Here is a 21,034-nt window from a genome sequence, read left to right on the forward strand (position 1 = left end):
GAGGTGTTGAGGGAAAGGGAAAGGCTTTTCTCGAAGATTCACCTAGGCTTCTTCATTTACAGAACTTTAGCATCTCACTTGGCTAAGTCCTTGTGGTCTCTTGGCGTCTCCACGGTTTACTTGGGCTATCCTTACTTCATTCCTAGGACAAGGGTAACAAGCTCACTTCAAATTTGGTCTTATCGCAAGTTGGCGCTATAGTGAATGAGTACGGCATAATCACGTACCTAGTGATTGAGCATAACACTTCGCGGCTCTGCGCTTTCCATGATGTTAAGGTTGACAGAAATTCCAAGGGGTGTCGATAGCTGTCCTTTTGGTCGTAATTGTCCTTTTGGTCGTTAACTTCACAGCGACGTCAACAGTGCGGTAAACATTGTGAAACTAGGAGCGAAGAAGATTGTCAACGCTTTGGCTCTTTCCTTTCTCTTCACATCACGGGGTATCTCCTTTAAGGGGGAGTAACGCCTTAGACCTATGCAGAACCATCGCAGGGCGGGGAGTAGGTCAGATTATCTCGCTCACATCTTACGTGAAACAAACTAAAATACATCCTTACTCTTTATCTTATAATATTCCTCTCTCCGAGATTGGGATTTACTCAACTAGTCCCATTTTTGCTAGCTTGTTCACCATTAAGGGAATCGTTTGCCTCTCCTCCCTTTGGTTAAATTATCCCCGAAATTTCAGAGGTCGTCCAGACTCCTTCTCCTAAAAGCAACAAGATTTTATAGCAAATTTCCGTTAATTCCCTTTCCTTCTCTTTGAAGACCTCCCCTATCAGTCCTTTGGAAACTAATTCGTGTGTGGACAACAACTTCATTCGTCCCAATAAAATTCAATTTTATTTCAGCTTATACTAAAAGATTTCGAGTAAATTGTGTTTAGGAGGAATATTTTCCAACTTGTCATTGTGTTTCATGCTTTCTAGAGATTATAAACACTAACATTCTCTTAATATGGAACTCTCCCGAAAAATACTTTCATGATAAAGAAAATTTATATCAAAATAACAAAATTGTTGTCTACACACTCGGGAGCACTAAGTTATGCTAAAAACGTTTCAGTTGAAGTGAAAATGAAAAGGAAAGATAATTTAGCTAAAGCTTATATAGCCTTGGGGTCTAACATATCGCCGGAGGAAAACATTAGATAGGAGCATTAAAAATCTCAACAGTATATTTAACTAAGCCACTTTCTCCATTCACTAATCAACTTGACTTTTACAACTGTGTTGCAGAAACTAGTGTTTCGTTAGATCCATATAACATTAAATTCAATATTTTAAGAGATGTTGAGGAGGAGTTGGGAAGAGTAAGAGATCCTAATAATAAATTTGCACCTAGAACAATAGATTTAGACCTAATAGTTTACGGTAATCTTGTAATAAATAGTAAGGATTTGGTAATACCAGATCCTGAAATCGAGAAGAGACCCTTCTTAGCTTTACCATTGTACGAACTAAATGAGGATTTGGTAATACCCGGGATTAATAGGAGTATTAAGGAAATAGTGAGAAAATTTAATGAAAACAGCGATATGACACCATTATATGATTATACTGAAGAGCTAAGAAGAGAAATATTAGGGGATTTTTAATTCCTTATAACTTTACTTAGATTATATATTAGCCTAAAATAACGTTAACAATATTATTCGGTAAGAATACAAGTATATCGTGGTTGCTTAGATATGAACTAGTTTAAAGAAGTTTGTATGTAGAAAATTTAAATAAAATAATTTTTAGCGTTTAAGATAAAAGAATTTGAGGAAAAATCATAAATAGTAAGTGAAAGTCCCTAAATTAGTTATGAACTTAAGAAAAGGAAAAATTAACATAAGCTAATGTTATAAAAAATAGCAATTTAGTTTTGTTAGATAAGCTTATGCACGCGCTAAGTTCAAATACACTTTTTAATCTTTACTTAAGAGAAGTAATTATGGAAAATCTAGATGATAGCATCCTTAACGCTCCTTTAATAAATGTTTCACCACCTGGTCCGAAGTCTTTACAAGTACTTAAACAGCAAGAAGAGTATGAGACTTCAGCAATAAACTATCCTAAATATTTTAAGATAGCTATAGATAGAGGACAAGGTTCAACAGTAGTGGATGTAGATGGAAATGTTTACATTGATATGGTGACCGGAATATCTGTAGTGAATTTAGGTCATAATAACCCTTACATAAAGAGGGCTGTTGAGGAACAGTTAAACAAAGTTTGGCACACTCTTGAGGTTCCAACGGAAATAAGAACAAATTTCAGTAGGAAGTTATTATCAACGCTTGATTTTAAAGCTAAATTACTCTTTACCACAACAGGTGCTGATGCGGTAGAGGCTGGCGTAAAGATAGCTAGATGGGTTACTGGCAAGAAGACAATAATTTCTTTTGAGGGTTCATATCACGGAATTACAGCTGGGACACTGGGTTTTACGGGGGCAAATAAGTATAAAGAGTTTCAAGATTTTTTTGATAATAGAGTTGTAAAATTTCCTTACCCTTATCCATATAGGTGCCCATTCAAAGATTGCCTAAATGACGTATTAAGCTTAATAGAATATGCATTATCGAATCCAGGTTATCTAGGAAACGACGTAGCAGGAATACTTGTAGAACCGATACAAGGGGAAGGAGGCTATATAGTTCCCCCAAAAGGTTTCTTAAAAGGATTAAGAGAGATCGCCGATAAGTATGGGATACTATTGATCGTTGATGAAGTTCAGACTGGTATGGGTAGAACTGGAAAAATGTGGGCTTATCAATGGGAAGGAATAAAGCCTGATGTAGTATGTATTTCGAAAGCTGTAGGAGAGGGAATTCCAGTATCAATGGTAGCATTTAGACATGACTTAGATAAATTACCTACTGGTTTTCATTTAGGAACTTATAGAGGAAATCCTTTAGGATTAGCTGCAGGATTAGCTTCATTGGAATTTATAGAAAAGAATGATATACTATCAAGGGTTCAAAGATTAGGTAATAAGATCTTGAAAGAGTTATTTTCGAGAATAAGTAATCCCCATGTGGGGGATATAAGGGGATTGGGATTTATGGTAGGGATAGAGCTAGTTAGCGACGGAAAGTCCCCTTGGAGTGAAGGGGTAAAGAAAGTGATAGAGGAATCACTGAAAAGAGGATTACTAGTATACAAGGCTGGAAGATGGGATAATGTAATAAGATTAATGCCACCCTTAACTATTCCTGAGAATTTACTTGACGAATCTTTAAAAATTTTACAAGAAACCCTGAATGACTTATAAAGATTTGGTAAAGTTTTCAACTTCTTAGTTTTAAAATTTATATACACATTTAATCCGGATACACACATGCCAGAAACTAGAAGAGGTGCATTCCTAAGAAAATCTTCTGGGTTAGTTAGAGAATTCGGTTTATTAGATGCACTCTGGTTTAATATATCATTATTAGGACTACTGTTCTCTACGTATTATGTTGCATCTACTGGACCACTGGTAGGAGGAAGTCCACTATTAGGTTTAATATTACCTCTAATAGGGTTTTTGTTTGTAGGTTTAACGTTCTCTTACATTGGATCTAAAATACCAAGGGTAGCTGCAGATTACGTTTACGTTAGCAGAAACTTACATCCCGCCTTAGGCTTTGTCGGTAACGCTGGATATTTCTTGGCTACAGTGCCATTATTTATGGGAATAACCGGGATAACACTTCAAACCTTCGGCTTAATTCCTTTATTAACAATCTTAGGCTACTATACTCATGACTACGCATTAATCTCCTTAGGCTCAACCATTGATTCCAATACTTACTTAATAATGGCCATAGGAGCTGTCGAAATAATAATAATGTCATTAATCTCGATTTTCGGAAATAAGGTTTATAGAGCATTACAGTGGGTTGTCATACCGTTAGCTCTTATAGCTGCTATAGGCATGATAATAGTTGAAGCAGTTATACCTCATACGTTAGCTGTATCTAGATTAAATAATTTCGCATTAGCCTATGCTAATGTCTCTAACCTATATAGTAATGTTACGTCGTCTAGCGTTACTGTACCAGCTTATTATAGCTTAAACAACATCTTGTCATTAAACCCAGTTTACGTAGTAGGATTTTCTTATATAATAAACACAGTTTATATTGCAGGAGAAGTTAGAAATCCAAAGAGAAGCATGCCAGTTAGTATTTTAGGCACGTTACTAATAACCGGGTTCATCTTTACTTCCGCCTTAGCCTTAGAGTATTACCAATTAGGATATGGATTTACTACAAAGATGATGTATTTAAGTATAGTTCAGTCAAGTCTTCCAATACCTACTCCTTATTTAGATTTGATTGAAGGAATTTCAAGTGGTAATGTAGTTTTGGGAGTATTGTTCGCGTTAGCGAGCATTGTACAACTCCTAATGTATTTAGCTGCGGCTGCGTTTGTAGGGAGCAGGTTATTACTATCTTACGCAATGGACAGAATAATGCCAGACTTTGTCGGAGAGGTCAGCGAGAAGAGACACGTTCCAATAAAGGCCATTATTCTGTCGATGATAGCTGGACTAATTGGTTTAATAGTATTTAGCTTACCGGTTACTTCGGCTGGAGCGTTCTTACTTTCAAGCGTGGCAGTAGCCATACTAATGCTTTTCCCTATGGCCATGGTGTCTATAGCAATATTAAAGACGGAAAAAGGAAATAATGTTATGAGAATAATAGCTGGCCTGGCTATAGTATACCTAATCTATACATTTTATCAGTACTTAACAGTCTCAGCTATAGGTGCTGACACCCTAATAGGATATGCAATTTTGGCTGGATCAATAATAGTACTATTTGCCATATTTTATGTTGCCAAGCTTGTTAGGGCTAGACAAGGAATAGATTTCGATTTAATATTTAAAGAAATACCGCCTGAGTGAGAGGAAAAATGACAGGAAATATAAAAATTCTTTTTTCTCTGATTTTCACGGTAATGATATTGTATTTAGGAAAGCTTTAAATGCAACTAAAGTTATTAAGGCAGATTACCTTATATTGGGAGGAAATTTCACCGGAAAGGGAGTGATAATAGTTTTAAGAAGGGAGAAGAGTATTACATTAATAATGAATCTGTAACCAAGGAGGATATAGAAAATTATCAGAGAATGGTTATTACATTTACATTTCAGAATCTAAAGAGGAGGTTAATGATATTGAATCGAGTAATGAGAAGACAATGAGGCTTTTTTATGATCTAGCAAAAGCTCAACTAGAGCGTTGGATGCCCTTGGTTAATGGAAAAACTCAAGGATGTGAAGGTAATATAGAGCGTAGGTAATGATGACCCTTTCATACTAGATGATGTATTTAGTCCTTATAAGATATAGTTTGAAGGATTAACTGAAATTGACAGTTCCTTGAATCCCCTTGTGGTAATAAGTTATGGCTTTACTAATCAAACTCCTTACAAGTCATTTAGGGTAGTGCCAGAGTATACAATATATAATAAAGGGGGTTGAACTAATCAACAAGGTAATTATTAACACAAAAAACTATTTTGAACTTTCGTGTCCCTCCTTGTTGTAGGGAACGCACACTCCCCGCCAGTGTAACTCCGTTAAACGACTATATTCGCGTTTAAATACTTAATCTACGAAATTAAGTTTATGACCAAGACTGACGTGTTGGTTATAGGTAGTGGAGTGGCGGGGTATTCCGCCTTAAACGAGGTGGTGGAGAAGGGGCTCAAAGCAAGGGTGACCATGGTGTCCTCAGACGTGGACATCCCGTACGACAGGCCACCGCTCTCAAAGGAGTACATGAGGGGGCAGGTGGAAAAGCCCTTCTTTAAGCCTCCGGAGTTCTACTCGTCCCTCAAGGACTTCAGCTTGATCCTAAACGCGGAGGTAGTGGAGCTTAGGGGAAAGGGGGCCGTGCTCTCCAACGGCGACGTAATAGAGTTCGAGAAGGCGGTCCTCGCCACTGGCGGGAGGCCCAGGAGGCTGAACGTTAGCGGTTCCGACTTGAAAGGAATCTACTACCTGAGGACGCTGAGGGACGCAGACGCAATAAGGGAGGCCTTGAAGGGGGCGAGGAGTCCCGTGATAATTGGAGGGGGGTTCATAGGGATGGAGGTAGCCTCGAGCATGGTATACCTAGGGAAGAGGCCCACCGTAATAGAGGCACTGCCCCACATATGGACAACGTTTGTGGACGAGAAGGTGTCGGAGCACTTGAGGACCTACTTCCAGGGGAAGGGGGTCGACATAATCACGGGAGACCCCGTGAAGGAGCTCTACGGCAGGGAGAGTAATGTCGAGGAGGTAGTGACGCAGGGAGGGAAGAGGGTGAAGGCTGACATGGTGCTGGTCGCTGTAGGGATAGTGCCCAACGTTGAGGTGGCTAAGAGGAGCAACATAGCCGTGGACAACGGGGTGCCCACAGACGAGTACTTGAGGACTTCCGCGAAGGACGTGTACGCTGTGGGCGACGTGGCCAACGTCCTCGACCATAGGACGGAGAAGAGGAGGAGGATAGAGCACTGGAACAACGCATGGTACACCGGTGCCCTAGCTGTGAGGAACGCGCTACAGGGGGACAAGGAGAGGTACGACTTCCTCTCAACTGTGTGGTCAGACGTGTTCGACCTACACATAGAGTCTGGGGGAGAGACGAGGGACTATGACGACAGCGTGGTAAAGGGGAATGTGGAGGAGAACAGGTTCGTGGTGGTCTACGGGAAGGGAGGGGTAACGGTAGGCTACGTCGCTTTCAACTGGGACTTCAAGGAACTGGACAGGCTGAACGAGGCAGTTAAGAGGGGGGAGCCCCTCCCCAAGTAGCCTGGGTGTGAGGGTGGAGTTGGAGGTCTTTGTCCTGGGCCCCCTCCTGACGAACTGTTACGTGGTGTGGGAGGGGGAAGAGGCGGTAGTCGTAGACCCTGGGGGGAAGGAGGTCGAGGAGGTAGCTAACTTCCTGGAGGGCAGGGGGCTGAAGCTAAAGTACGTCGTAGCGACGCACGGCCACTTCGACCACGTGATGGGAGTTAAAAGGCTGAAGTCCCTGATCCCGGGTGCCAAGTTCCTGCTAAGGGAGGAGGACCTGCCGTTGGTGGAGAAAGGGGAACAGACGGCGAGGTTCTTCAACATGGAGGGCTACGAGAGGCCAGAGGTGGACGGGTTCCTAGGGGAGGAGGTCGGCTCCCTCAAGGTAATCCACACCCCTGGCCACACCATGGGTAGCGTGTGCCTCCTCTCTGGGAGGTACTTGTTCACTGGGGACACGTTGTTCAAGGGCACTGTGGGGAGGGTCGACCTGGGCGGGGACGCAAAAAAGTTGATGGAGAGCCTGGAACTGCTCAAGTTACTCCCAGACGACCTGGTGGTGCTCCCCGGTCACGGCCCTCCCACTACCCTAGGGGAGGAGAAGAGGGAGAACCCCTTCATGAACGGGGAGCTCGGGCTGGAGGAACTCTAAGGAGTTGGGACGGGTCTCGTAACTCCCTGCATGTGCCTTGGCTTGCACCGCCTCTGCCTTGGAGTCCCCTAAGTCGTTTGTATTCAGATGTATACACAAAAGTATATAGTGACGAGCTCCCACCAAGGTTTTATGGGGACCAAAGGCGCGCTCATAGCCTTTTCCTTCTGGCTTCCCTTTTGCCCTTTGCACTCCTACCGGCTACCTCAGACTCCGGCAACTCTAGTGTACAGATAAAAAACATTGTTTTTCATGTTAAAACCTTTACCCCGCCAAGCGAGGTTTGTCTTCTTATTTATCACGCGAGGGGGGCGGCCTTGGGCGTCTCTTCTCGTTGATCCTGCCTCAAGCGTAGGTAACTCCACGTTGAAGCTTGAAGCGTGGAAGGGATGACGCGAGCGCCGTTGCCTCGTTTCTCGTCAGTGGCCATCGTAACTGGATGGTTGCGTACCTTGTGTTACATCTCCCCTGACAACAGTTATTACCCTTCCCGCTACTTATTACTCTGTGTCGCTTGTGAGACAGCTCCTGGCTCACCTCAACAAGCTAAGGGGAGAGCACGGCGTGCCCCCAGTTAACTACGCCAACACCGGAGTAGCAAACTTCAGGGCGAACTACATGCTGAAGGAGAACCTATTCAGCCACTACGACAGGGAAGGTGTGGTGCCAAACTTCTACTTGACCAGGGCCGGGATCTACTACGGGGCCGAGGAGTCCATAGGCTTCTCCTCCACCTCCTCGCCTTACTTCAGGGACGGGGTCACAGCCCTACACCACGCCAAGAAGCTCCTAGAAGACATGGTCTACAACGACGAGGGGAGTGGCTGGGGACACAGGGACTCCCTCCTCGACCCATGCCACAACTACGCAGACGTTTCCTTGGCGTGGGACAGCAGGAGGCTCTTCTTAGACATCATAATGCTCTCGGCTTGGGTGAAGTGGGATATTCCGCCTAGGGTTGAAGACAACGTGTTCAAGATGAGGGGCGAGGTCATGACCATGTCCCCAGAGCAAGTGCTTGTCTTGAGGTACGTCCCGTCCCCCTCCCTGACCTCCAGGGGCTACTACGACCTGGGGGAGCCAGTAGCAGGGATTGCCCCTAGGGGCTACCGCTTCCTTGGTCTACCCACCGTAATTGCCAGGAGGTGGGAGATGGGGAGGCACATCGACGTGGAGTTTGACCTCCCCGTTGGCAGTGGCGTCTACACCGTTCTAGTCCTCGGCAAGGACCCCAAGGGCATCAGCTGGGAGCCGAAAGGAGACCCGAGGAGGGTTGGGGTTTGTAAACTCTTGACCTACACCTTCAAGGCCTAGACGACTCTCTCCGGGTGGGAGTACACGTTGAACCCTCTCCCCCTGAGGAAGCCCACAAGGCAGACTCCCGTCTCTCTGGCCAGCTCCACGGCGTAGCTCGTGGGGGCCGAGATCCCAGACACCACTGGTATCCCGGCCTTTACCGCCTTCACCATTATCTCGTACCCGACCCTACCGCTCACCTGCAGGACGAACGACGTCCCCGGCAACCTCCCGTCTAGCAGGAGCCTCCCCACCACCTTGTCGACTGCGTTGTGCCTCCCCACGTCCTCCCTCAAGTAGACCAGCTCTCCTGAGAGGGTGAATAGGGCCGACGCGTGTATCCCGCCAGTCGCGTTGAAGGCGTCCTGTCCCCTCCTGAGCTTCTCCGGGAGGGAGAAGAGCACTTCCCTCCTCACCTTGGCGTTCGACTTAACCACGTCCACGGCGTAGAGCAACGATCTACCGCAGACCCCACAGCTAGAGCTCACGAGCAGTTGCCTTGCCTTTGCGTGGACCTCCTTCCTCAAGTAGACGTCCACGTGGCCTCCGCCCTTCTTGACCCCTATCACGTCCTCTGCCCTCTCTATCACCCCCTCGCTGTAGAGGAAGCCCACTGCCAGTTCCTCGTCCTCCCCAGGGGTCCTCATAACCACGGCGAAGGGCTCGCACTCCTTGGAGCACACCCTCACTTCAAGGGGTTCCTCCACTGCCACCAAGTCCTCCTCTTCCCTGTCCTCCTCTCCCCTCACCTTGAGCACCTTGGTTACCCTCACATTCACCCCTTTCCACCTCCGCTAGCAGAGCCTATTGCCTTCAGTAGCTGGAGCACCACGTAGAGGCCTCTCCTCACTTCTGGGTCCTTAAGCGCCCCCAGCAGTTCTGTGAGGGACACGTCCTTTGCCTCGGCCTTCCCGTTAAGAGCTGAGTAGAGTAGGCTGAGGTTGTTCAGCAGGGCTGAGTTCTCCTCCACGAGATGCACCAAGACGTCCTCAGACCTCTCCAGTAGGCCCACTAGGAAGGGCAGTACCCCCGTCCTGTGGAGGAGCTCCACCAGCTTGAAAAGCTCCTCCATTGCCTCCTCGCTCACTCCGCCAGTGGCCTGAACTCTTCCCTCTTCCACTTCTCCTCCACCCTTATCCCAAGTTGCCTCTTCCTCTCCTTTACGTGGAACCTCCAGTTGTCCCTGGGCAGTGGAGGGGACCCGTCCCCTTCCTCAACCTTCTCTATGACCACCGGGGTGTCCTTGTACCCTGGGGTTCCAGAGTCCTTGTCGTAGACGTTGCCGGTTAAGTTGTTCACGCCATTGGAGGAGTCGGAGGTGTAGAGCGGGATAAAGACCTCGTCCCCCCTCACTCTGTCGCTCACTAATGCCCTTGCCTTCACCTCTCCGCCGAACTTGGACTTTATCAGGATTAGGTCGCCGTCCTTGATGTTGTACCTCTCCGCGAGCTCCCTGGACACCTCCACGAAGGCCTCCGGGATCCTCCTCTTGAGTTCCTCAACCCTCCTTGTCATGTTGCCGACGTGGAAGTGCTCCAGTACCCTCCCAGTGTTCGCTGTAACCCTGTGTACCTCGTCCTTAAGCTGTGGGGGACTCCAGCTCAGCGGGTAGAGCTTGGCCTTTCCAGAGGGGGTGGCGAACTTGTCCACGTAAAGGACTTGGGTGTCCCTCCCTTCACTGTCCACTGGCCACAGCAGGCTGTTGAAGCCCTCGAGCCTAGAGTAGCTCACCCCAGCGAAGATGGGGCAGAGCCTCGACGCCTCCTCCATCACCTCGTGTGGGCCCCTGTAGTGCCAGTTGGCCCCCATGGCGTTTGCCACCATCTGGATTATCTCCCAGTCTGGCTTTGAGTCCCCAAGGGGCTCCATTGCCTTGTAGAACCTCTGTATCCTCCTCTCGGTGTTGGTGAAGGTACCTTCCTTCTCTAGGCTCGCTGACGCCGGCAAGATCACGTCAGCTAGTTTAGCCGTCTCGGTCATGAACATGTCCTGTACCACAAGGAAGTCCACCTCCTCCAACGCCTTCCTTGTGAGGGGCGTACCACAGTCCACCATCACCGTGTCCTCCCCTACCACGTAGAGGGCGTGTACCTTGCCCTCCAGGACGCCCTCTATCATCTGCGGTATCTGGAGGCCGGGCCTCCTGCTGAGTTTTACCCCCCACGCCTCCTCGAACTTGTCCGCCTCGTCGAGGGGCTGGTACCCGGGGAGGTAGTTGGGGAGGCAACCGAAGTCGCTCACCCCTTGGACGTTGTTATGGCCCCTCATTGGGAAGGCACCAGTGCCCTGCCTTCCGTAGTTGCCGGTAATGAGGAGGAGGTCGGAGATGGCAGTGGAGGTATCAGCTCCTCCCAAGTGTTGCGTCACTCCCATTCCCCAGATCACTACCACTCCCTTGGCGTTGTGTATCATCTCCGCTAACTTCACCACGACGTCCTTGGGAACGCCAGTGACCTGTTCCACGTAGTCTAAGGTGAAGCCCTTGACTGACTCCTTGAACTCCTCGAGTCCCTCCACCCTCTTCAGGAACTCCTTGTCTTCCCAGCCCTTGTCCAAGATGTACTTGGCGACGCCAGCTAGGAGGGCCGCGTCAGTTCCAGGCTTGGGGCTCACGAATAGGTCGGCCCTCTCTGCAAGCTCATGCTTCCTCACGTCTATTACCACGACCTTAGCTCCCCTTACCTTCTGGGCCCTCTTCACCTTACTCCCTACGACTGGGTGGCTCTCCGTGGTGTTGTGTCCAATCACTACGATGAGGTCCGCGCTCTCGATGTCCTTCAAGGTTCCGGAGTCAGCGCCAAAGCCCACAGTCCTCCATAGGCCCACAGTAGCTGGGGACTGGCAGTACCTGGCCGAGTTGTCAACGTTGTTTGTCCCTATGACTGCCCTCGCTAGCTTCTGCAACAAGTATGCCTCCTCATTGCTCATCTTGTCTGAAGCTATGAAGCCTATGGCGTCTGGGCCGTACTTTTCCTTTACCTCCTTGAGCCTAGAGGCAACGTAGGAGATAGCCTCCTCCCAGGAGGCCTCCCTGAAGTGGTCCCCCTCCCTTATGAGGGGGCGAGTTATCCTGTCATTGCTGTTCACGAAGTCCCAGCCGAACTTGCCCTTGACGCAGGTGAGTACGCCGTTTGCGGGGGACTCCGGGTTGGGCTCGACCTTCAGTATTTTCCTCCCTTTTGTCCACACCTCAAAGGAACAGCCCACCCCGCAGTAGACGCACACTGTCTTGGTTTTCTTGATCTGGGTCTGCCTAGCTCTCCACTCCAGCTCGCTGAGGGACATGAGGAGGGAGAAGTCCTCCTCCCCCTTGCCCAACGCCTCCACAATCCTCTTCCTAGCCTCGCCCTGGATCCAGGAGAAGAGCCCAGCCTCTCCCAGCATCGAGTTCTCCATCAAGGCGTTCACTGGGCAGACGGTGACGCAGGTGCCACAGCCCACGCAGGAAGAGGAAGAGATGGGATTGCCGTGGTCCCACACCACCCTCGGCGGGTTTAACGACCAGTCTATCCATATGACCTCGTTCACGGCGAAGTCCTGGCAGGCCTCCACGCACCTCCCGCACAGGATACACTGGGACGGGTCGTAGGTGTAGAATGGACCCTTGTCTACTGGGTAGCCCTTGTCCTTAAAGTCCTGCCTCCTTATCCCTTCCTTCAGCACTGCCTCGTGTAGGGCGCAGTCGCCATTGTTGTTCTCGCAGATGGTGCAGTAGAGCTTGTGGTACTTGAGTATCCTAGAGAGGGCCTCCCGCCTAGAGGACACAGCCCTCTGGGAGTTGGTGACCACCACGTCGCCCTCCTTGACCTGGGCGGAGCAGGACCTCACCAGCTTCCCGTTGACCTCAACTACGCAAGTGTCGCAGCTGTTCAAGGGCACCAGTCCCTCGTTGTAACACACATGTGGGACGTAGATGCCGTACCTCTTGAGGAGGGAGAGGACTGTCTCGCCCTCCCTCACCTCCACCTCTTTGCCGTTTAGCTTGACCGACACAATATCATTAATACTCTTTATGTTTAAAAACTCGGTTTATTATGTTTTTAAACACACTATATTTTTTAAATACCTGCATGGTAAAGACCGCGTCCCTTGACGCCGCCGTTAGGCTAACGCATTTTAGAGGTTGGCTAGAAATTACCTTCAATATTCTTCATGATTATCTCGTCGAACTCCTTAGGTCTAGGAAGTTTCGTGGATCTTATTGAGTTAATAAATTCCTCTTTATTGTTTATGCTAAACAACTTATTGTACTTCTTCTCAAAACCTATCGTAGATGAAGGCTTTCCACTTATCCCAAATCCACAGGCAGAACCAGAAGTGTGAGCCGGGAAAACTTCAGCGTAGTCCTGTAATACCTTAAGTTTTTGTAAACTGTAGAAGAGTTGTTCAGCGGAGTCCTCGCCTCCTAGATCTATTCTACCAATTCCACCTACAAACAGCGTGTCCCCAGTTAACACTGCCCAAGGTTCATCTCCTCTCCTTAAGTCAGTTATAAGCACAGAAACGCTGTCTGGAGTGTGCCCAGGGGTATGGAGAAACCTTATTTTAACGTTACCCGCTTTTATCTCTTCATTGTCCCTAACCTTTTGCGCAAATTTGACCTTAGTGCTCTCATGCATATAAACGTTAGCTCTAGTCATTTCACCTAACTTCTTAGCCCCAGATAGGTGATCAGCGTGAGTATGAGTGTCTATGATGTAAGATATCTTCATGTCGTATAGCTCTGAAAAGTTCATTAACTCTTCTATCATGTCAATTTTAGGGTCAACGATTATTAATTCGCCAGCTTGAGTACATCCAATGACGTAAGTTAAACACCCTCCAATTTTTGAGATCAATTGTCTAAATAGCATAAGTTAATATTGTTAAGATACTAAAAAATATTATTCACCATTTCCAGTTAAGTGGTCACGTCTAAGACTTTAAACTTTTCGACAGGCTCCCGGGTGAAATACGTAGTAATGTCTTCTCATCTCCTCCACTACAACAGACTCGCTTTCGTTAGCTAAATCCAAAATATCTTCCACTCCTTCTATAGAGGAACTCCTCAACTTGATAACTTGTCAAATTACTTTACCTCCTTGGCCTTTGCTATTCTAACCTCTCTAGCCCTTAAAGTCTCCTTTTCATCTAGATTTACCTTTCTATCGCCCTTTCTACTATTGGCTTACCGTCTGCGATGACGATCACGGTCTTCGCCAATGTCTTTCATCAATTCCTAAGGAGTTGGAAGCGTCTTTCACGGTCTTAGCGTCTTTGGCTTTGACGAACTGTAATTAATTCCTTTATTTTTCAATAATTCCTCTCCAAATATTAGCTTAAAGTGTTCCATTGAATGGATCATGCAACCTAAGCAAGACTCCACAGTAACGTAAGATTCGTCTGTGAAAATTGCTGTTATTTCGTTGTTAAAAATTATGAACTTAGTATTAACTTCATCATTGTATTTAATATTTCCTTTCAAGCCCTTAACCTTTTCCATGTCTTCACTTCTTACTACTAGGTATAGTTCACCGTTGAACTCTCTCAATAACTTTATCATCCAAACTGGTATTCTCGGGTAAACTATCTTTAGTATCTTAGCCTTGCTGATCATATTTTTCACAAAGCTCATCACTTGTCTCCTTCCCTCAATTACGGCAGACCTTTCCTTACTCTTATCTTTGGCTATAGCGTTTACTTCAGCCACTATTTTATCTATCTGCTCTATAATGCTTTGCTTGTAATTTTCAAAACTTATGTTAGGGTCAACAAGTTTAACCCTTTTTGGTCTACCATTTACCACTTTAACAAAACCTTTCTTCTCGAGTCTCGAAACTACGTCGTATACCTTTTGATATGGAACGCCAGAGAGTTCTGCCAATTCCCTCATTTTAGCGTTGCATAGCTTAGTTAATGAGGAATAAACTTTACTCTCATAATTTGAAAAACCTATCTTAATTAATTTCTCTTCCAATTCACCACTCATAGTGAATAATACTAATTTATTGTTAATAAGATTTTATAGTAAATGAGTAGGAGCAAAAACTTTCACCTCTTCACGTTATTAGTCTTCTTCACGGGACTCTACTTAGGAATATTTAGGGTAGCCTTTCCTGTACTGGAAATAAATGAGTATTACTTCGTACTGTACTCGATTATCATTTTTGGTTTCACTAAATCCTTTATGAATTACGTCTCTGGGTACCTATCTGATGTAATAGGTAGGAAAAAAGTGTTAATATTGGGCTGGTTAGTCTCAATTCCCTTACCACTAATAGCAATAATAGTTAAATCTCCCACATTAGTTACATTATTTACAGTATTGTTAGGAATAAATCAAGCGTTAACTTGGACAACTACAGTGACTTCTCAGATCGATATATCTGGCAAAAGAAGAGCAGGATTGGCGTCTGGAATAAATGAAACTTTTGGGTATCTAGGCGTCTCGATAGGGAATTTTATCTCTGGTTTAGTAATCTCTTCCTTTTTCTCACCTTATTACTTGATGTTATTAGCAGGGTTGTTAGCCTTAGGATTCTCAAATATAACATCAGAAACCAAACCTAATACAAGTTTAGGCAAAGGAGGTATAGTGTCCTCTTTACTTGTAGGTATTGCTGGGCTATTAGAGAAGTTCGTAGACGCGTTCTTCTGGGTTCTAGTCCCACTATACTTGTCGGTTAAAGGTCCATTAGAGATTTCCATTATAGTGACAATATATACGTTGACGTGGGCATTGTTGCAAATCCCCTTTGGATACATAAGCGATTTGAAAGGTAGACTCTTGTTATTAGTGTCAGGATTTATTACTATGGGGATTGGAACTTCTATCTTCATGTTGCAGTACTACGTTATTTCCGCCTTTATATCCGGACTAGGAATGGCAATGGTATATCCTAATCTTATAGCTTATGTAAATGACTATTGTAGTGATGGGAATAGAGGGAGGTCATTAGGAATTTATAGGTTGTTGAGGGATTCAGGTTACGGATTCGCTGGGTTAATTTTCCTATTGACATATAAAGACTTATTAACAGCGGTGACGCTAGTGGTCCTCTTACAACTCGTATCAATATTTCCCCTAGTATACGTTAGGGGAAGAGTTTAGGAAAATTCCTCAGTGTGACGAAATATCAATCTTTAAGGCGTCTTCTTAAATGACGTTTTGGCGTAAAAAGTTTCTAAAGCGATGACAAGAACGAAAACAAGCCTCTCCCTTTAGGGCGTGGAGTAGGTCAGATCCGGTGTTGAGAACATCTATGAGGAGACAAAGACGTTGGTCAAGTGATCCTTCCAGTAACACGCAAATGGCAAATGAACGACAAGCCTCGCCCCTCAAGGCGTGGAGGAGGTTAGATTTAGGGATCTCAGAACTCAGGACTTTCCTTTCTGAAGTCCCTGGCTTTCCTTATTAGATGGAACGACTCACCAACGAGGAGTCCAGATGAGAACATTAGGCAAGAGTCAAGGATGGTAATCTCAACTAGGCTGAGTCCACCTGACACCAACGCCTCTACCCCTATTCTGACTAAGAAGAGGGATAACCACAGGACGTAAATGAGGATTGACCTCTTGTAGTAGAGGGTTCCTCCATTCATGAATAGCGTAGACCCAACACCCAACTTTAAGCCGAGCGCTAAACCGGCTATAAATCCTGCGGCCGCCAGTGAAAGAGTCCCTGGGTCCTGCAGAACGAGGAGCACGCCAAGAACTATGTAAAGGATAGGCCTCAAGAGTACCCGAGTTGGCCTGTACTTCCTACCGTAAACCGTCCTAAGTGAACTCAGCACGACTATGACGCCAAACACGCCAAGATATACCGCATCTCCCTGGAACCCTAAACTCCCTCCAGCCATTGTTCATAGTGGCTGTTCTTATTTTTAAAGTTACCCTAAAGTTTTCAATATGTGGATAACAATTTGTTTGTTTTGATATGAATTGAATTTTTCTTTAGACTAATAAACATGGATTCACTCTTACAATTGAACTTAACGAGGAACACGATGAAAAGATTGTTGAAAGTATTCCTCATACAGCATAATATGCTCGAAATCCACAGGTATAAGTTGAAATAAAATTGAATTTTATAGAGGTGGACGAAATTGTTGTCCACACACGTTCTAATAACCGCGAACGCAGGAGACCTAGGGGAAAAGTCAATCATAGTAGGTAACCTGCAGAGGATGAAGACCGTGATCAGCCCGCTGGACAAGCCAAGGTGGGTGAGCGAGTTTGGTCTACTACACGTATGTAGGGAACTACAATGGAGAGAAAGCGTCGTCTTTCGCGGGATAGGCATACCCTCGTTGACCTTGGTCACTCATGACTTGTACAACCTAGGGGTGAGGTAGTTAAGTTCGGTTCTCCCACGGGGCTAAAGGACGTAAAGCCAGGGGAAGTGGTGGTGCCCATAGGGTGCTCGTACAGCTCATACGTTGCCTTCTGCCAGTACCTAGACGGCGGGTTCACAAGCTATGCGCTGACCACAGACTACGAACTCTTGAACAGGGTAGTAGAAAACTTGGAGAAGCGTAAGAGGAAGACCAGAGTGGGGAACGTGTTCACCAGCGAGACGCGCTGTTTACCCACACGAGGGAGTTTCTGAAGAAGCTGTCGTCTAGGAACCACTTGGCTGTGGAGCTGGAGGGAGCTGGCCTCTATCTCCTGGGGAACTTTATGGGCTTCAATGCCGTCACAGTCAACCTAATATAACAGGAATGGGGTCACGGGGAAGTCGCTGCCACAGGAGGAGGCCAACAAAAGGGAAAGGGTGATAGCGCAGGCGATACTGGAGAACCTCTAGTTTTTAAAGCAGTCCAGTTTTTGCCAAGGTTATTAGCGTAATAGAAGGGATGCGATAAACGCGGTTGTCCCCCAAACGCGGGTAAACTAGATGGCCCGCGCAATGCTCTTATAAGGTCGTCTACACACGTAGTAGCACGCGCTGGTCACGTTACCGCGTAGTAAACTAACAGCTGAGGGAAGAGTGTTATTGTAATGTAGCTTGAAGACAGTAGGCAGAGCCTTATATTTCTAGGTTTAATTATTAGTTAGGTGCAGATAAGGTAAAAGATGCGAAAAGAAGAGGAAAACTAGTAGGCAAACCCGATGCAGAGATCGATGGATTCCCGGTTGAAATTAAAGCCTCAAGATCTATTACAGTACCCCTTCGCCAGGAGTGGATACTCCAAACAGCACTGTACGCCTATATTTACTGCCAGGTCAAGGGCTACCTCGTGGTGGTAAAGTTCAGCCTTAGCGACGAGAAGACTGCGCTCATAGAGAAGGTTCACCATTACGCTGTGTACTTGGCGAGCCCACCGAACAAGGAGGAAGTTAACCGCTTCGTTGACCAATCCATGAGCGAAGTGGCTGAGCCCAATGTTGTTAGCGGAAGCCTACGTCTCGCCTAAGGGAGACGCCATCATCCCTCCATTCAGCTCGAAGGTGGGGAAGACCATGCTCTCCGACCCTGTTAACGTATCCGTCTCCCCCTAAAGCACAGGGGAAGGTACCTAGTGAAGTACAGGGACGTACACACTTACCTCCAAGTCTTCAGTGGCGAGGTGTACTTCTTCGAGGTCAGGGGAGAGGAGGGTGCGGTGATAGACGCCCTGACCAGACTGGAGGAAAGGAGAGCCTTCGGCGTGGACTGGGAAGCGGTGGACGTAAAGGTTGGGGAGGTGAAGGTAGGGGAGGTGAGGGCCTTCGAGCTCGACTTGACTACCCCAGTCCTCTTGGTCTCGCCGAGGAGGAAGGAGAAGAGGAAGCTCTTCACCAACTGGCCGTCAGTCGTGTTCTTTAGCAACGTAGTGGACGTCACCGGTACAAAGAGGGGAGACGGGATGCTTGAGGAAGCCCTCAGGGAGCTGGACGAAGCCCTGTGGGAGGAACCCTCTACGATGTCCTACGCCAAGGTCATCTACGCGGGAAAGGAGGTGGTTGGGCTAATGGGGAAGCTGAGGTACTCGGTGGTAGACAGGAAGGTGACGAGCTTGCTAAGCATGGTGCTGGAGTCGGTGGTAGCCAAGGGAATAGGCTCCTCTAAGAGGAACGGATTTGGTAGGGTAAGCTTGAAGGTGTTGGCCTAGAGGCGCAGAGGTGAAGGGGGTGCTCTCACTTGATCTGAAAGAAGTGTACGTAGTAGTCACTGACATCTACGTAGAGGACACGATGAGCCTAGTAGTTGAGGGCAGAATAGGCGACAAGGCTCTCTACGCCTATGTCTTCTTATGGAAGCCTCCGGTCTAGGGAGTCCCCTATAACGTGGAGTTGAGTGGGTTGAGGACTTCCTCGACAGCAGCTTCGACAACTGGAAGGTGAAGGACAGCGCCAACAACGAGGCGCTGAAGTCCCTTCTAGACGCTCTCAATATGGATGACTACGACTCCAAGAGGAAGTACATGTAAGTCGGGATGAGACCCAGTCAGGGTAAGACTGCTGAACCTAAGGTCCGTCTAAATGCCTGAGGTCGCAGGCGAGTCTGGGGAGTTTGAGGCCCAGTGCCAGCAGTCCGCGCCCTGCCACGCGTTATGCGGTACTAATAGGATCCCAGCTGATCGAGCTAAAGTCTACTCACTAGTCCTTAACAATACTTAAAACGGAAAATCTCCATGAAAACATCGAAAACTTGAGTATCACTACAAGTACTTTCAGTTACCCCTCTTTTCTATCTAAGGTTATGTCTTTTTTATTACGTGGAACGTATTACGCGTCTGGGCAATCAACTTCACGGAGCCAAACTAGGTATCTGAGGAGTGAGGCATGAGTTAAGTATAAGTATGCTTTCTAACGTCAATCGTTTGCCTCCACCATAGAAATATCTGTTTTCAAGAGATATTCATTATAGTTTATATTAAAGTAATTACAGTTTGCTAAATCGCATAAAGATTAAATTTACCTAAATGTGTATGTGTATAAATTGAGTGAAATGAGAATAAATTTTTTATATAATTTAAACATATAGCTTCCAGTGGTTCAAAATGAATAGGAAAATAAGAAGAGCGTTGGGTAGGGCGGCCCTCATAGCCATAATAGCGGTCTTGGTAATAGCAGTTGCAGGGGGAATAGGCTACTACCTAGCCACGTCTCATCCTGTGACGAGAAAAGTAACTATAAACTACTACGACGACCTGGCCCCCTCAGAGGCAAAGGCATTTGACAACGTGATAATCCCCGAGTTCGAGAAGCTATACCCTAACATCTCCGTCCACCTAATAGTCGAGAGCGCGTCGTCCATGGTGAGCACCATAGAGTCGCTGGAGAAAGGAAACGACGTAGGACCTACAGTGATAGCCGAGGACAACATGATCATAGGGGAGCTCTTGTACGCTGGCGACCTCATGAACTTGACGCCATACGTGTCCAGCGTAGCCCCTTCCAGTATGATACCGTCCATGGTGAACTTAATGCATTACGAGGAGTCAGTGTACCACGGCGTCTACTTCATCCCGTTTAGGGTCAACATACCTCTCGTGTGGTACAACGCGACGGTTTTCAGGGAACTCAACTTGTCGCCTCCCCAGAACTGGACTCAGTTGATGCAGGACGCCAAGGTAATCTACGAGAAGACCGGCGTCAAGCCGGTCATGTTCCAGGGGCACGGAGGTGCGAGCACCGCGACGGAGTTGTACCAGTGGATGGTTCAGGCTGGGGGCAACCCGTTCGTATTTAACGACTCTGGGGACGTGAGGGCGTTCACTTACCTTGACGAGCTATCTTCCTACATGAACCCCGAGTACATTCACGGCTATTGGGGGAGCTACAAGGGTCTAACGGACGGCGAGTACTATATCTTGGACTACCAGTGGCCCTACATATACTCGGTCATGGAAAGCGAGGGGGTAAACATGAGCAACGTGGGCTTCTACCCTGGTCCCTCTGGTCCTGTCAACGACGACCACCTAGTAGGCGGGGACGTGCTTGCCATCCCCAAGGGGGCAACTGACCTCACTGACCTACTCCTGTTCGTGAAGTTCCTGCTGTCGTACCAAGTGCAGAGGGACATCATAACGATACTGGGCGAGCCAGCGGTGAACGCTAAGGCGTACCAGAACCTGCCTTCCAACATATCGGCGTTGTTCAAGGCCGAGGAGGAGGCCTTCCAGACCGCGTTCTTCAGGGAGCCCGTTCCGTGGATAAGCTACTGGAACACCATAGCGGACAAGGTGTTCGACCAGATAGTCGTAGATCACGCTCCAGTGTCCGAGATACCCTCGATCCTGAGCCAGGCTAACGCAGAGATGTACACCTACTTGAAGACGACCTACAACTCTGCCGTAGCCCAAGAGTACGAGGAGGGGGTGTTCCAACCGCTCTACGGGTGAGGTAC

Annotated in this window: 20 protein-coding genes; 14 read left to right on the plus strand and 6 right to left on the minus strand. The window is 47.1% G+C overall.

Annotation, left to right across the window (positions count from 1 at the left end; all coding sequences use genetic code 11):
• The 7 genes from MPF33_02820 to MPF33_02850 form a co-directional block, all read left to right on the plus strand.
• A partial coding sequence (locus MPF33_02820; protein ID MCI2414177.1) for a transposase occupies positions 1-201 on the plus strand: 201 nt, incomplete at its 5' end.
• Between the two features lie 966 nt (positions 202-1,167).
• Positions 1,168-1,599, plus strand: a complete 432-nt coding sequence (folK, locus tag MPF33_02825) for a 2-amino-4-hydroxy-6-hydroxymethyldihydropteridine diphosphokinase (protein MCI2414178.1) — start codon at positions 1,168-1,170, stop codon at positions 1,597-1,599.
• 341 nt (positions 1,600-1,940) lie between these two features.
• On the plus strand, positions 1,941-3,263 hold the full coding sequence (locus tag MPF33_02830; protein ID MCI2414179.1) for an aspartate aminotransferase family protein: 1,323 nt from the start codon (positions 1,941-1,943) through the stop codon (positions 3,261-3,263).
• 66 nt (positions 3,264-3,329) lie between these two features.
• A complete protein-coding gene (locus MPF33_02835; GenBank protein MCI2414180.1) occupies positions 3,330-4,889 on the plus strand; it encodes an amino acid permease in 1,560 nt (519 codons plus the stop codon).
• 726 nt (positions 4,890-5,615) lie between these two features.
• Positions 5,616-6,791 carry an FAD-dependent oxidoreductase gene (locus tag MPF33_02840; protein ID MCI2414181.1) on the plus strand — a complete coding sequence of 392 codons (1,176 nt, stop codon included), beginning with the start codon at positions 5,616-5,618 and terminating at the stop codon, positions 6,789-6,791.
• Between the two features lie 7 nt (positions 6,792-6,798).
• A complete protein-coding gene (locus MPF33_02845) occupies positions 6,799-7,425 on the plus strand; it encodes an MBL fold metallo-hydrolase (GenBank protein ID MCI2414182.1) in 627 nt (208 codons plus the stop codon).
• Between the two features lie 507 nt (positions 7,426-7,932).
• Positions 7,933-8,739 carry a hypothetical protein gene (locus MPF33_02850; protein MCI2414183.1) on the plus strand — a complete coding sequence of 269 codons (807 nt, stop codon included), beginning with the start codon at positions 7,933-7,935 and terminating at the stop codon, positions 8,737-8,739.
• Here MPF33_02850 and fdhD read toward each other — a convergent pair.
• The 5 genes from fdhD to MPF33_02875 form a co-directional block, all read right to left on the minus strand.
• Positions 8,736-9,500, minus strand: coding sequence for a formate dehydrogenase accessory sulfurtransferase FdhD (fdhD, locus tag MPF33_02855; protein MCI2414184.1), 765 nt, complete (start codon positions 9,498-9,500; stop codon positions 8,736-8,738). The genes MPF33_02850 and fdhD overlap by 4 nt on opposite strands.
• Positions 9,497-9,841, minus strand: a complete 345-nt coding sequence (locus MPF33_02860) for a DUF1641 domain-containing protein (GenBank protein ID MCI2414185.1) — start codon at positions 9,839-9,841, stop codon at positions 9,497-9,499. The genes fdhD and MPF33_02860 overlap by 4 nt, the downstream gene beginning before the upstream one ends.
• A complete protein-coding gene (gene fdhF, locus MPF33_02865) occupies positions 9,805-12,714 on the minus strand; it encodes a formate dehydrogenase subunit alpha (protein ID MCI2414186.1) in 2,910 nt (969 codons plus the stop codon). The genes MPF33_02860 and fdhF overlap by 37 nt, the downstream gene beginning before the upstream one ends.
• 134 nt (positions 12,715-12,848) lie before the next feature.
• Positions 12,849-13,574: an MBL fold metallo-hydrolase gene (locus tag MPF33_02870; protein ID MCI2414187.1), complete on the minus strand. Its 726-nt coding sequence runs from the start codon at positions 13,572-13,574 to the stop codon at positions 12,849-12,851.
• 386 nt (positions 13,575-13,960) lie between these two features.
• Positions 13,961-14,689 (minus strand): TrmB family transcriptional regulator, encoded by a 729-nt coding sequence (locus tag MPF33_02875; GenBank protein MCI2414188.1) that lies wholly within the window; start codon positions 14,687-14,689, stop codon positions 13,961-13,963.
• 42 nt (positions 14,690-14,731) lie between these two features.
• Between MPF33_02875 and MPF33_02880 the strand changes: the two genes are divergently transcribed.
• Positions 14,732-15,811 carry an MFS transporter gene (locus MPF33_02880; GenBank protein ID MCI2414189.1) on the plus strand — a complete coding sequence of 360 codons (1,080 nt, stop codon included), beginning with the start codon at positions 14,732-14,734 and terminating at the stop codon, positions 15,809-15,811.
• Positions 15,812-16,070: 259 nt separating this feature from the next.
• Here MPF33_02880 and MPF33_02885 read toward each other — a convergent pair whose 3' ends face one another.
• On the minus strand, positions 16,071-16,559 hold the full coding sequence (locus tag MPF33_02885; GenBank protein MCI2414190.1) for a DUF1453 family protein: 489 nt from the start codon (positions 16,557-16,559) through the stop codon (positions 16,071-16,073).
• Between the two features lie 246 nt (positions 16,560-16,805).
• On the opposite strand from MPF33_02885, the gene MPF33_02890 reads away from it, so the two are divergent.
• From MPF33_02890 to MPF33_02915, 6 genes are all read left to right on the plus strand, one after another.
• Complete coding sequence (locus tag MPF33_02890; protein ID MCI2414191.1) at positions 16,806-17,054, plus strand: hypothetical protein; 249 nt, start codon at positions 16,806-16,808, stop codon at positions 17,052-17,054.
• Positions 17,055-17,107: 53 nt separating this feature from the next.
• Positions 17,108-17,308 carry a hypothetical protein gene (locus MPF33_02895; protein ID MCI2414192.1) on the plus strand — a complete coding sequence of 67 codons (201 nt, stop codon included), beginning with the start codon at positions 17,108-17,110 and terminating at the stop codon, positions 17,306-17,308.
• A gap of 631 nt (positions 17,309-17,939) precedes the next feature.
• The gene (locus tag MPF33_02900; GenBank protein ID MCI2414193.1) at positions 17,940-18,116 is read left to right on the plus strand and encodes a hypothetical protein; all 177 of its coding nucleotides are present in this window, start codon (positions 17,940-17,942) and stop codon (positions 18,114-18,116) included.
• A 105-nt stretch (positions 18,117-18,221) separates the two neighbouring features.
• Complete coding sequence (locus MPF33_02905; protein MCI2414194.1) at positions 18,222-18,794, plus strand: CRISPR-associated endoribonuclease Cas6; 573 nt, start codon at positions 18,222-18,224, stop codon at positions 18,792-18,794.
• 19 nt (positions 18,795-18,813) lie between these two features.
• Positions 18,814-18,954 carry a hypothetical protein gene (locus tag MPF33_02910; GenBank protein ID MCI2414195.1) on the plus strand — a complete coding sequence of 47 codons (141 nt, stop codon included), beginning with the start codon at positions 18,814-18,816 and terminating at the stop codon, positions 18,952-18,954.
• Between the two features lie 731 nt (positions 18,955-19,685).
• Positions 19,686-21,029, plus strand: a complete 1,344-nt coding sequence (locus MPF33_02915) for an ABC transporter substrate-binding protein (GenBank protein ID MCI2414196.1) — start codon at positions 19,686-19,688, stop codon at positions 21,027-21,029.
• Positions 21,030-21,034: the final 5 nt, after the last annotated feature.

The sequence above is a fragment of the Candidatus Aramenus sp. CH1 genome, from assembly GCA_022678445.1.
Taxonomy (GTDB): Archaea; Thermoproteota; Thermoprotei_A; order Sulfolobales; family Sulfolobaceae; genus Aramenus.

What these genes read in the sequence shown, in the direction of transcription:
- MPF33_02830 (MCI2414179.1), top strand. Translation starts at nt 1,941, where the DNA reads ATGGAAAATCTAGATGATAGCATCCTTAACGCTCCTTTAATAAATGTT.
- MPF33_02835 (MCI2414180.1), top strand. Translation starts at nt 3,330, where the DNA reads ATGCCAGAAACTAGAAGAGGTGCATTCCTAAGAAAATCTTCTGGGTTA.
- MPF33_02840 (MCI2414181.1), top strand. Translation starts at nt 5,616, where the DNA reads ATGACCAAGACTGACGTGTTGGTTATAGGTAGTGGAGTGGCGGGGTAT.
- MPF33_02870 (MCI2414187.1), bottom strand. Translation starts at nt 13,574, where the DNA reads ATGCTATTTAGACAATTGATCTCAAAAATTGGAGGGTGTTTAACTTAC.
- MPF33_02875 (MCI2414188.1), bottom strand. Translation starts at nt 14,689, where the DNA reads ATGAGTGGTGAATTGGAAGAGAAATTAATTAAGATAGGTTTTTCAAAT.
- MPF33_02880 (MCI2414189.1), top strand. Translation starts at nt 14,732, where the DNA reads ATGAGTAGGAGCAAAAACTTTCACCTCTTCACGTTATTAGTCTTCTTC.
- MPF33_02885 (MCI2414190.1), bottom strand. Translation starts at nt 16,559, where the DNA reads ATGGCTGGAGGGAGTTTAGGGTTCCAGGGAGATGCGGTATATCTTGGC.
- MPF33_02915 (MCI2414196.1), top strand. Translation starts at nt 19,686, where the DNA reads ATGAATAGGAAAATAAGAAGAGCGTTGGGTAGGGCGGCCCTCATAGCC.